We start from the raw sequence: 12,423 nt of genomic DNA on the forward strand, positions 1-12,423 counted from the left end.
ACGGACCTCTGCGGCTGCTTCGTTCAGCGCGTGGACAGTTGTTGGAAACCGGTCTGCGCGCCGATTTCGGCGGCGTTGCCTTCGCCGCAGACGACACTGTCGACCCTGGCCATCGAGGGGCCACGCTGCGCCCAGAGGGTCAGCGCGTCAACGGCCTCGATGGGGCCGCTGAGCAACGCTTCGACGCTGCCGTCGTGGCGGTTGCGTACCCAGCCCGACAGGCCGAGCCGTTCGGCCTCGGCGCACAGCGACCAGCGGTAGCCCACCCCCTGGACGCGGCCGCTGATGCGCAGGTGACGGCAGATTGTGTGGCTCATCTTCAACTCCGGACTCTGGACAAGGGATGCGGGCGTCGCCATTACTGGCATAATCGTCGTCCATGAGAACAAGAATATCAAGGGGGGGGCGGCTCGAACCGCTCGCTGCCGCCGTCTGGCGATGCTGAAAGCCCTGCTGCTGTTGCCGCTGTTTGGCGCCGCCGTCCTGTCGCTGCTGCCGAGTCGCAGTGTCGATCTACTGCGCCACCTGGCGAGTCTCGTCGCTGCGGCGACCATGGTCTGTGCATTTCTGCTGCTGGTCGATTTTGATTCGGGCAGCGCCGAAATCCAGTTTTTCGACACGCGGCCCTGGAATCCGCGAGTCGGGTCGCACCTGGCGCTCGGCGTCGATGGCGTGTCCTTGCCGATGGTCCTGCTGGCGACGGTCCTGTGTTTCGTCGCGATCTTCTCGTCGACCGGCATCCGCAGCGGCGCCAGGCTCTATTTCTCTCTTCTGCTGGTGCTCGAAACCTCGCTGCTGATCGTGTTCACGGCGCGCGACTGGTCGCTGTTCTACGTCTGCTGGGAATTGACGCTGATCCCCCTGTTCTTCCTGATCGACCGTCTGGGGGGCGGCAATCGTCATCGCGCAGCGCTCAATTTCGTCCTCTATACGCTCGGCGGCTCGGTGTTCATGCTGATTGCCTTGCTGCTGCTCTACGATGTCGCCCCCGGGCACTCCTTTGCGATGGCCGACATGGCCGCTGGCGGCGCGCAGTTGCCGGTACGCACGCAGATCCTGGTCTTTCTCGGCCTGTTGCTGGGCTTTGGCGTCAAGATGCCGATCGTGCCGCTGCATGGCTGGTTGCCGCTCGCCCACGTCGAGGCGCCGAGTGCGGTGTCCATCCTGCTTTCGGGGATTCTGCTGAAGATGGGCGCCTACGGACTGATTCGCGCCGCCGCGACCTTGCCGGCGGCGGTGCAGGTCCTGCAGAACGGGCTGGCGCTGCTGGCCCTGATCAGCCTGCTTTACGGTGCCGTTCTGGCCTGGCGGCAGACCGACCTGAAAGCGATGATCGCCTACTCCTCGATTTCGCACATGGGTGTCGTGTTGCTCGGCATCGCCGCGCTGAACCCCGCCGGCCTCAGCGGCGCACTGACGCAGATGGTCGCGCATGGCCTGGTCGCCGGCCTGCTGTTTCTGCTGATCGGCCTGCTCTACGAACGCACGCATACCCGTGACCTCGCCGGATATGGGTCGCTCAATCGCATCGCCCCGCGTTTCGCAGTGTTCCTGGTGTTTACCCTGCTGGCGTCGGTCGGTCTGCCGGGTAGCGCCGGTTTCATCGCCGAACTGCAGGTGCTGGTCGGCGCTTATGGCCGCTGGGGCGGCTGGCTGATGGTGCTGTCGATGGCTTTGCTGGTCTCGGCGGCCTATGCGTTACGCGCCATCCGCTGCCTGTCGACCGGCCCCGAGCGTCCGTTCGGTTCGACGCCGGGCGTGGCGCACTTCGCCGACCTGAAGCGTTCGGAGTGCGCCGCGGCCTGGCTGCTGATCGCCGGCATTGTCGGCATCGGTTTTTATCCAGCCCCCCTGCTGCGCCTGATGGCGTCGTCGGTGGGCCGGCTGGCACAGCATTTTGGAGTCTGAGTGAGTTCGCCGGGGCCTCCGCAAACTCCCGCCGCGACCGCCGCGTCGGTGGCCGCAGTGCGGCACGTGCAGGCCTGCCTGCAACACCTTGCGCATCTGTTGCCGGCGCAGGCGCCGCTGCGCGACTTTGTTCATCACAACACCCTGCATGCCTTCCAGCATCTGCCTTTTGCCGACGCCCTGAAGGAGGCTGCGCGTCTGAGCGGCGCGCGTCCATGGCTCGACGAAAATCGCTGTCGCGAGCTGTTCCGGCAGGGGCGCATGGATGCCGGCGATCTCGATGCCGCCTTGCGGCAAACAGCGCAGACACAGGTCGACGAACTGCTCGGTGTCGGCACGCCAACCGCGCTGCGGCGCGGCGATGTCCTGCGGGCAGCGCTGCTGACTCCGCCGGCGGCCATTTCCGCCACGCGCTTGCGCTGGCAAAGGGAGGAGAAGGGCGCTTTCGAACGACTGCAAGCCGACCTGGAGCAGGGCGCGCGGCAGCGCCTGCTGAGCACGGCGGCCGCTGACGGTAACGATGAGCGTGCGGCCGTCGCGGACCTGTGGGCGGCGGCATGCGCACTGGGCGCGCGGCCGCCGGTGTCCGGCTGGGTCGCCGGCGGCGTCGACGCGACGCCGGAATCTGCCGTCGCCCTCTGGCGCGAGTTGCTCGACCGTGTGGGCGGAGAATGGACGGTGGCGAGCTTGCTCTGCCACCTGACTGGTGAGGATTTTCGCCAGTCGCTGCAGCCGGCGCTGATCCGTCATCTCGCCGCGCATCTCGATCAGGGCCTCGCCGCCTGGAAAAACCCGGCGCAGTCGCAGGGTTTCTACGCGGCCTGGCGAGCGTGTGCCGGTAGCGACTGGGCCTGGGAACTCGACGAGTTTGCCGGCGCGCGGCGTGAAATCGAGGCACTGCCGGACGACCCGTTGCAAGTGATGGCGAGCGAACTGACGCGCCTCGGCATCGACGAAGCGCGCACCGGCGCCTATCTGCAGCGGCTGGCGCTGGAATTGCCAGGCTGGGCCGGCATGTTCCACTGGCGGGAATCACATGCCGCCGGCGACGACGCGCCGGTTCGGCTGGCCGATCTGCTGGCGGTACGATTGATCCTCGAACGTCTGCATGCCGAACATCTGGTGCACCGCGTCTGGGGTTTGCCGCTGCCACTCGCCGAACTCGGCGAGTACTTTGCTCGTCACCCGGCCGAACTGGCCGTGCGACACGCCTGCGGCAACCGACAGTTGCCGGAAGAACTGCTCGCCGCGGTGCGCCCGCAACTCGCCTGGCCGTCCGCGGACGTTCACGATGGCTGGCGGCATGTCGCCGTCGCGCTTGCCGAGGCCCGCAACGCCGGCATGGAGGACAGCGAGCGTGCGGAGCTGGCGGCGTGGCCGCTGTTCGTTCTGGCGCAGGGTCTCGGGCTATGTGGCCGCGAACTGCGTGCGCTCGGGGCGGAGGGCGCGGCAGACTTGCTGCGCTGTGCCGGCTCGCTTGATGACGAGCAGCGTGGCGAGATCTGGCTGCTGGCCTACGAGCACCATTATCGGCGGCAGATTCTGGCGGCGCTGCAGGCCAACCACGGCCGCGCGCCGGTGCCGGCCGGCACGGCGCAGTTCGTGTTCTGCATGGACGATCGCGAGGAGGGGACGCGTCGCCACCTCGAAGAGGTCAATCCGGCGGTCGAGACTTTCGGTGCGGCCGGATTCTTCGGCTTGCCGATACTCTGGCAAGGACTTGACGACGAGGCACCGACGGCCCTGTGTCCGGTCGTGGTGCGTCCCGAGCATGCCGTGCGTGAAGCAGTGCTGCCCGGCTGCGAGGCGGCGCAGCGCGTGCATCAACGACGTCGCCGGTGGCGTCTGGCATGGCGGGAGAGGCTGCATCAGGGGAGTCGGCGCGGCGCCCTGGCGGCCGCGCTGCTGATCGCCGCCGCCGCGCCATGGGCGCTGCTGGGGCTGCTGTCGCGAACACTGGCGCCGGGGCGCCTGGGGGCCTGGCTAGTGCGCACCCGGGACGCTTTCGACCTGCCGGTGCCGGGCGGCCTCCAGCTGACTGCCGAAGCCGACGAAGCGACGCGTGTCGCCAGTCCCGAGGCGCCGCGGCTCGGCTTCGGAGAAGCGGAGCAGGTCGCGCGCATCGGTGGCTTCCTGCGCAGTATCGGGCTGACGACGCACTTCGCACCGCTGGTGGTGATCGTCGGTCACGGCTCGGACAGCCGCAACAACCCGCATCTTGCCGCTTACGATTGCGGTGCCTGTTCCGGTCGCCATGGCGGGCCGAATGCACGCGTGTTCGCGGCGATGGCCAACCGGCCGACGCTGCGCGCAAGCCTCGCGCAACAGGGCATCGTGATTCCGGAGACGACGCATTTCGTCAGTGCCGAACACAATACCTGCGACGAGACCTTCGTCTGGTACGACCTTGCGCAGCTTCCGTCCAGTCACCGCGCAGCCTTTGCCGCGCTGCGCAAGGATTGTGATGAGGCGCTGCGCCTGCACGCCGTCGAGCGCTGTCGCCGCTTCGCTTCGGCACCGCTTGCTCCCTTGCCGTCACAAGCGCAGCAGCATCTCGCTGACCGGCGGCACGACATCGGGCAGGCCCGCCCCGAACTCGGGCATGCGACCGTCGCCGCGGCGTTCGTGGGACGCCGTGCGATGAGCCGCGGAGCGTTTTTCGATCGACGCGTTTTCCTGATCTCCTACGATCCGCTTGCCGATGCCGACGGCCGTGTGCTGGAGGCGACGCTGCTGGCGGCGGGTCCGGTCGGGGCGGGAATCAATCTCGAATACTACTTTTCGACGGTGAACAACGAGGGATACGGCTGTGGCAGCAAGGTCACACACAACCTTGCCGGCCTGTTCGGGGTGATGCAGGGTGCCAGTTCAGACCTGCGCACCGGCCTGCCCTTGCAGATGGTCGAGGTGCATGAGGCGATGCGGCTGCTGGTCGTCGTCGAGCAGCACCTGGAAATCGTCAGCGCGATTTACCAGCGGCAACCCCCCCTGCAGGAATTGATCGGCAATCGGTGGGTCGTCCTGGCGGCCAAGCACCCGCAGAGCGGCGCGATCCACCTCTTCGATCCGGCCAGCGGCTGGCAGCACTGGAACGACAGCGCCGGGCAGCCCGTGGCCCTGCCCGCGGTGGAGCGTTCGGCCGACTGGTTCGCCGGTCGCCGTGATCTCCTGTCACCGGCCTTGCTGCGCCGCCCGGTGAGTGCCTGATGGACTGGCTGGAAGCCCTGTTGCCGGCGCTCGCGGCGACGACGCAACTGGTCTGGCTGGTGCCGCTGTTGCCCTTGCTGGCCGCTGCGGCAATCGTCGCCGGCCTGCTCCTGCGGCGATTCAATGGCGACGCCGGCGAGCCGCTGATCGCTGCGATGGCCAGCGCCGGTGCTCTCGGTGCGCTGTTGCTGTTGCTGGTTTTTGACCTCGCGGCGCTCGGCGGTGCCGCTTTCGAGCCCCTGGTCTTTGGCGAATGGTTGCGGATTGGCGCGATACCGGTGCGCCTGTCATTCGTGCTCGACGCCTACAGCCTGCCGGCGGCGACGATAGTCGCCCTGGTCGCCTGGATGGCGCTGCGCTTTTCGGCGACCTACCTGCACCGTGAGAGCGGTTTCCCGCGCTTTTTCCTCGGCATGTGCCTGTTTCTGGCCGGCATGTTGCTGATCGTCCTTTCCGCCAACGCCGTGCTTGCCTTCGTCGGCTGGGAACTGGCCGGCATCAGCTCGTGGCTGCTCATTGCCTACAACTGGGAAAGGCCGCTGGCCACCGGCAACGCCTTGTTCGTCTTCCTTGCCAGCCGTGTCGGCGACGCCGGTTTCGTGCTCGGGATCGGGCTTGCCGTGTGGTCGGCGGGGACCGTCGAGTGGGTCTGGCTGGCCGGCGACGGCAGCATGTCCACGGTCACGGCCCGCTTGCTGGCGGCCGGTTTCGTGCTGGCGGCGCTGGTCAAGTCGGCGCAACTGCCATTCACGCCCTGGATTGCCCGTGCCCTCGAAGGCCCGACACCGTCGTCGGCGGTGTTCTACGGCTCGCTGATGGTGCACGCTGGCGTCTACCTGCTCTGTCGTCTGCAGGGACTGTTGCTGCAGGTGCCCGACCTGCTGGCCCTGCTGGCCGTCGTCGGTCTGACGACCGCCCTGTACGGCGGCCTCTGCGCGCTGGTGCAGAGCGACGTCAAGTCGGCGCTCATTTTCTCGGTCGTGGCGCAGGTCGGATTGATGTTCTTTTGTTGTGGTCTCGGTCTGTTCTGGCTCGCTGCTGTGTATTCCGGCCTGCATGCGGCCTGGCGTGCCTACCAGTTCCTGCTCGCACCGGCGTACATGCACCTGGTGCGTCGCCCGGCGCGACCGTTGCCGCGTTGGCTGGCCGCGCAGCGCTGGTGCTACACCGCGGTGCTGCAACGCTTCTGGATCGAAGCCCTGGCCAACAGCCTGCTGACTCGCCCGACCCTGGCTCTGGGTCGCGACGTGCGGGCGCTCGACGAACGTTTCATCGACCCGCTGGTCGGCGCGCCGCGCGACGATGAACCGGTGCTCGGCACGGACGCGAGCGACCAACTGATCCGCGGTCATGGTCTGGCCGGGCGCGCGCTGTTCGCCTTCGCGAACCGCTTGCAGCGCCTGGAGAGCCGCCTGCTGCTCAGTGGCGACGGTGCGCTGAGCCGGGTCCTGCGGCGTGGCGTCGGCTACGCGGATGCCATCGAGTCGCTGCTCGAACAACCGCGTTATCTGATGTTGATGGTCATGGCGACGCTGGTGGTCATTCTGTGAACGAAGTTCTCTGGGCCGCGCAAGCCGGCTACCCGCCGCTGGCGACGCTGCAATGGTTGCCGCTGGCTGCCGCCGTGCTGCTGATGATCATGCGCGAGGATGACCTGGCGCTGGTTCTCGGGCGCCTGTTTGCGGTCGCCGAACTGGTGGTGGCGATCGATCTCTACGCCCGCATCGACGTGACCCGCAATGTCCTGCAGTTTGCCGAGCGCCTCGATGTGTTCGCCTACCATGCCGCGGCCGACGGCGTCAGCGTGCTGTTCATCCTGCTGACGGCGCTGCTCGGTGTTCTGCTGTCGTTCTACGGCATGGCGCGCCAGCAGCTCACGCCGGTGCAACTGCTCAGCGTCCTGCTGCTCATCGAATCGTCGCAGATGGTCATGCTGACGACCATGAACCTGCTGTGGTTTGCCGCCGCCTCGGCGGTGCAACTGGCGCTCGTCGCTTACCTGCTCTGGCGCTGGGCCTCGGCCAGGGAGGAGAACCTCGCCCTGTCGCGTTTTCTGCAGTATCAGCTCTTCGGCTGGTGCCTGTTCGTCGCCGGTGCCGTGGTGCTGGTCTGGAGCCACGCCGATGTCCTCGGCGGACACTGGAGTTTCGATCTCTTCGATCTGCTGCAGACGCCGCAGATCGGCAAGTACCAGTCGGTGGCGTTTTACCTGCTGTTCTACGGCCTGGCGATCCGCACACCCTTGTTTCCGCTGCACGGCTGGCTGCCGAATTCCGCCGGCTATGGGCTGATCGCCGTCGGCCCGGTGCTCCTGCTCGGCGTCAAGGTCGGCATTTACGGCATGGCGCGCTTCCTGCTGCCGCTGACCGCCGAAGCGGTCATGATCTGGCAGTCCTACGTCGTCGCTTTCGCCATGGTCGGCGTATTCTTCGCGGCGATCATGGCCTTCCGGCAGGCCAACCTGCGCCGCCTGATGGCCTTCGCCGTCGTCAGCCACACCAGTCTGATCGTCATCGGTCTGTTTACGCTGCACCCGGCCGGCCTGCAGGGGGCGCTGCTGCTGGCGGTGAACTTCGGGCTGGCGATCACGCTGATGCTGCTGATGGTCGGCTACGTCTACCGCCGCACCGGTACCACCAGCCTCGACCGCCTCGGCGGCCTGTTCGATCGCGTGCCCTTCATTGCCGTCGCCTTCCTGATCGGCGGCCTGTCATTGCTGGGGATGCCGGGCACACCCGGTTTCGACGCCGTGCACCTGGTGCTCGAAGCCGCCATCGAGACCTTCGGCGCCTTGCCGACGATCGCCACAGCGCTGGGCAATGTGGCCGCTGCCGGTTTCCTGCTGTGGGCTTTCCAGCGCGCCTTTCTTGCGCCGCGGCCCAGGGACCTGCCGGCCGCGCGCATCGCACGTACCGCCCGCATGGAGTATTTCGTCGGTGGCGCAACCCTGCTGGTGTTGCTGGCCGCCGGTTTCTACCCCGAGCCCTGGCTGCAACTGACCGACACCGCCACGCAGGCCCTGGCCGCCTATTTTCAACATGGCTGAACTCGCCGCCTGGCCACTGCTGAGTATCCTGCTGGCGCTGCCGGTGGCCGGTGCGCTGCTGACGGGGCTGCTGCGGCGCGCCCCCTGGGCGCAGTGGATCGCGCTCGGTACGGCGGCGTCGACGCTGTGCTGTGCGCTGCTGATCGTCGCGGCGTTTGATCGCGCCGACCCGGACTTCCAGTTGCTCGATTCGGCGGACTGGGTGAGCGGGCTCAACGTCCGCTATCTGGTCGGTGTCGATGGCCTCTCGCTGCTTTTCCTGCCGGCAACGGCGCTGCTCTTCTGCGGCGCGATCGTCGCCGGGTGGCGGGTCAGGGCCGCCGCCTCGCCGCTGGCGCCGGGCCTGTACTTTGCCCTGCTATTGTTGCTCGAAGCGGCCACGCTGGGCGTCTTCTGCGCACTCGACAGCATCCTGTTCTTTTTCTGCTGGGAGTTCACCCTGCTGCCGCTGTACTTCCTGGTCAGCCTGTGGGGCCTCGGGGCGGGCCGCCAGGCAGCGGCGGTACGTTATTTCCTGGTCATGCTCGCCGGTGGCGTGCCGCTGTTGTTCGGTCTGCTGGCTCTGGTTTTCGGGCAGGCCGCGGGAGGGGCTTTGGTTTTCGACCTGCCGACGCTGCTGGCGACACCGCTGCCCGAATCACGACAGTATCTGGTGTTCCTGTTGCTGCTCGTCGGCCTGGGCGTCAAGGTGCCGCTGGTGCCGCTGCATACCTGGTTGCCGTCGCTGGCCATGGGCGCGCCGGCGGCGGTCACCGCGCTGCTGGTCGGGCTGAAGCTCGGCGCCTATGGCCTGATTCGCTTGGCCATTCCGCTGGCGCCGATCGCCGCGCGCGACCTGCACTGGCTGCTCGCCGGTTTCGGCACCGTGGCCATCCTCTACGGCGGCGTCGCCGCGCTGGCACAGAGCAACCTGCGCAGCGTCCTGGCGTACGCGAGCCTGGCGCATGTCGGGCTGGTGCTGCTCGGCCTGGCCGCGTTCTCGGTTTCAGCGCTGCAGGGCGTGCTGCTGCAACTGCTCAACTTCAGCCTTGCCGCCGGCGGCAGCTTCCTGGCGCTGGCCTTTCTGCAGCGCCGCACCGCTTCCACCGACATCAGCCAACTCGGCGGCCTGCTGCGCAGCATGCCGGTGCTATCCGGTTTCTTCCTGCTGTTCGGCCTGGCCGGCATCGGCCTGCCGGGGACCAGCGGCTTCCCCGGCGAACTGCTGATCATCGTCGCTGCGCTGCACACCCATACCGGCGCCGGCCTCGCCGCTCTGTTCGGCATGGTGCTCGCCGCCGCCGGCTTCCTGTCGCCGTTCCGGCAGGCCTTTCTCGGGCCGACGCGCAATCCCGACGTGGCCGACGCCGACGACCTGTTGCCACGCGAAGTGGCGGTGCTGCTGGTACCCAGCCTCCTGATTCTGGCGATTGGCGTCTATCCGCTGCCGATCCTCGAACTGATCCGGCCCGCCGCCGAGGCCTGGGTGGCGGCGCTGGCGGGGTTGTAGTGGACTTGTTCCGTTGATCGTGCGTTTGGCCGGATTCAAGATAGAACTTCACATACCCGTCCTTGTCACTGGTTTCTCGGCAGTGGTGTCGTCAGGTGATCGAGCGTGCCCAGGATGTTTCCACAAGGGGCGTCCGCCGCGTTGGAAAAAATTGCTGGAAAGCGGTGAGCGTGACTAGTTCACCAATGCAAGCACCAGTTTGGCCTAGTGCCCAGTCGTAACCAAGTCCCGTAACCAATGGGGCCATCTCTCAAGAAACAAAATCGCAAGTATATGTTTCTTATAGAGAACCGTGCGCGCGACCCGCGGGCTTGGGATGCTCAGACCCAACGCGCAGATGATGCTGATGCGCTCGAAGTGCTGGTGGCGATTCTGCACCAGCGATCCGCAGCCGGGAATAGCGGTCAACTGAGGGCCTCCAGCCCGTGGAATAGGTAGCGCCGACTGGACTCGGCGCTACCTATTCCCCTTCGGGAAAGCAATTCCCCACAAAAATCGCACGGCATCGGCATTAACCAGTAACGACACCTCGGTCTTCGTTCCACTGGAAAGGAAGGCCATGCCACGCCGCATCCGTGCTCCCCCAAGCGGGCCGCTGATCGGAAAGATTTGGCGCAAGCATCCTCGCCGAGCCCCTGACTGACATAAGTTCCATGGGCCCTTGGCTAGGTCTGTCCGCGCCGCCACATTTTCCACCTTCAGCTATAACGGACGGTGCGCCAGCTCACCCATGTTCGTAACGTTCTCGGACCCTTCACCCACCAGGAGTCACAACATGAATCAGCAAAGTAATCCCCATCCCTCTTCTCCCGCTGGTTTCCAGCGCATCTTTGGCACCGAACCCGGAGCCACATCACCTTCTCCGCAAGGGCCGCGGCTGAATGCACAAGGCGTCCATGACTCAGCCTTGCGGGGCTCTCGGAACCCGGGGCCTACCAAAGGCACGTCGCCGATTTTGGCAGCGGCACCTTCGGGCGTGGCGGCTCCGTCATCAAGCGGTGCCATTCCGCTTCCTGGACCTTGTCCGAAGAACGTCTTTTCTGAGTTGATTGCTGCGCACCTCAATTTCGGAGTCGCCAAATCCTGGCTTGGCCAAGCCGCCCTGTTTGTGCCCGGGCTATTCTTGGTGCTTTTCAACTGCGTCGTGATTTTGATCGCGGCAATTCTCTGGCCCTATGGCTTGATGCTTCAGGGAGCCGAACGACTGTGGCTCGAAATTCAACGTTTGTGCCAACAGTACCGTGTGGCACCGAGTGCGTCGCAGAAGATCGTGCTCTCCTTGGTCATTCTGGTGTACGGGTTCGTGGATATTGTCCTTGGCGCGGCGGCCTTGCCCCTGTTCCTGCTCAGGCTCTACTTTCATTGGCTGCTTCAAGCCCCGGTAAGTAACTGCGGGTGGTCGATCCTGACGGTTGCCGGCGTTATTGCCGGACTCGCTCTCGTCATTGGCGTGGTCTATTTCGTCATCTATGTGGTGATCCCGGTCGCCATAGGACTGGCTGTTCTTGCCCTAATCTTCACGATACTTCAGTAATTCATCGTGCCGAGCGATGCCGCGAATGCTGGGAAAGGCCGGCCGATCATCTTCCCAAGACCAAGGTTATTGCCTCTTGACGGCGTTGCTGCACTATTAGCAATTACTAATATACCATTTGGCTTGGTCGCGAAATTTCGGCATGACTCCCCCTTTTTCCCGCGCTGCTTCATGCAGCGGACGCAATTTTCCCTACCCGGTCAGAACGCGGCATGCCCAGGTAGGTGAACGTGTTGAGGATGGCGGCGCGAACGTGAGCTTCTGTCACTTGCCGCTCGAAGGTTCGGGAGTACAGGCTGTCGCCCAGTTGCTTCAGCCGGAACATCATGTTCTCGGCGATGCTGCGCCGGTGGTAACCGCTGTCGTTCTTCCAGTTGACGAGTCCCTTGGCTTCGATTTCCTGGAGGATGACGTCGCGGGGGTGGTCGTCTCCCCACGCAACCGCTCCATCGCGGGGCGGGATGGTGGCACGCGCGTCCCGCTCGGCGATCGCCGCATGGCAGCCGTGGCTGTCGTAGGCGCCATCGGCCGAGACTTGGGCGATCTCGCCTTCGACCTGATCGAGCAGGCCGGGCAAGATTTCGCTGTCGCCCCAGGCGGTGGTCGTCACTTCGATGCCGATGATGTCCTTACTGGTCTCGTCAACCGCCAGATGGATCTTCCGCCACGTGCGACGCTTACCCACCCCGTGCTGACGCACCGTTCCACGGTCGGCTTTGCACAGCCGACCGGCTCCGGCGGCGCGAAGCGATGCTTCACGCAACCCCGCCTCCGCCCATTCGCCTTCGCCGAAGATCTTCAGTCCCGTCGAATCGACCACCACATGCGTTGGACCCTTGCGCGGCCGACGAGGAATCTTCACCGAAAGCTGCGCAGCCCGTCGCGACATATGGGTGTGATCCGGCACCGGCAAGTCCAGTTGGCACAGGCGCATGAGCGACTTGATCAGTCCCTCCGTGGCGCGGTACGGCAACTGGAACAGCCCCTTGATCGTCAGGCACGTCTGGATGGCGGTGTCCGAGTACAGCCCGGGCTTGCCACGGCCCACCGGTGGTGCAGGAGTCCACTGGTCCCGAATACTCGCCTCGTCAAACCATATCGTCAGGTTCCCCCGGTTGACCAAGGCCCGATCGTATTCCGACCAGTTCGTCACCCGGTACCGTTGCTTCAGCCCCACCTCGCCAGTGTCCGGCTTCACGCGCATCGCCATGATCGATCTCCTCCGACAGCCCACCCCGG

8 protein-coding genes are annotated in these 12,423 nt (G+C 65.8%); 6 read left to right on the forward strand and 2 right to left on the reverse strand.

What is annotated here, in order from left to right; all coding sequences use genetic code 11:
• Positions 1 to 23: 23 nt before the first annotated feature.
• Positions 24 to 317, reverse strand: a complete 294-nt coding sequence (locus tag AC15MQ_RS10360) for an acylphosphatase (RefSeq protein ID WP_483080053.1) — start codon at positions 315 to 317, stop codon at positions 24 to 26.
• A 121-nt stretch (positions 318 to 438) separates the two neighbouring features.
• Between AC15MQ_RS10360 and AC15MQ_RS10365 the strand changes: the two genes are divergently transcribed.
• From AC15MQ_RS10365 to AC15MQ_RS10390, 6 genes are all read left to right on the forward strand, one after another.
• On the forward strand, positions 439 to 1,908 hold the full coding sequence (locus AC15MQ_RS10365) for a complex I subunit 4 family protein (RefSeq protein ID WP_483080054.1): 1,470 nt from the start codon (positions 439 to 441) through the stop codon (positions 1,906 to 1,908).
• Entirely contained in the window at positions 1,909 to 5,115 is a 3,207-nt protein-coding gene (locus AC15MQ_RS10370; RefSeq protein ID WP_483080055.1) for a DUF2309 domain-containing protein, read from the forward strand. It begins immediately after the preceding gene.
• Positions 5,115 to 6,665: a proton-conducting transporter transmembrane domain-containing protein gene (locus AC15MQ_RS10375; protein WP_483080056.1), complete on the forward strand. Its 1,551-nt coding sequence runs from the start codon at positions 5,115 to 5,117 to the stop codon at positions 6,663 to 6,665. The genes AC15MQ_RS10370 and AC15MQ_RS10375 overlap by 1 nt, the downstream gene beginning before the upstream one ends.
• A complete protein-coding gene (locus AC15MQ_RS10380) occupies positions 6,662 to 8,161 on the forward strand; it encodes a complex I subunit 4 family protein (protein WP_287669134.1) in 1,500 nt (499 codons plus the stop codon). Before AC15MQ_RS10375 ends, AC15MQ_RS10380 begins: the two co-directional genes overlap by 4 nt.
• Positions 8,154 to 9,650, forward strand: coding sequence for a complex I subunit 4 family protein (locus AC15MQ_RS10385; RefSeq protein WP_483080057.1), 1,497 nt, complete (start codon positions 8,154 to 8,156; stop codon positions 9,648 to 9,650). Before AC15MQ_RS10380 ends, AC15MQ_RS10385 begins: the two co-directional genes overlap by 8 nt.
• 775 nt (positions 9,651 to 10,425) lie before the next feature.
• Positions 10,426 to 11,184, forward strand: a complete 759-nt coding sequence (locus tag AC15MQ_RS10390) for a hypothetical protein (RefSeq protein ID WP_483080058.1) — start codon at positions 10,426 to 10,428, stop codon at positions 11,182 to 11,184.
• Positions 11,185 to 11,353: 169 nt separating this feature from the next.
• Here AC15MQ_RS10390 and AC15MQ_RS10395 read toward each other — a convergent pair whose 3' ends face one another.
• Positions 11,354 to 12,394 (reverse strand): IS5 family transposase, encoded by a 1,041-nt coding sequence (locus AC15MQ_RS10395; RefSeq protein ID WP_483080059.1) that lies wholly within the window; start codon positions 12,392 to 12,394, stop codon positions 11,354 to 11,356.
• Between the last annotated feature and the right edge of the window lie 29 nt (positions 12,395 to 12,423).

Source organism: Candidatus Accumulibacter propinquus, from assembly GCF_056856495.1.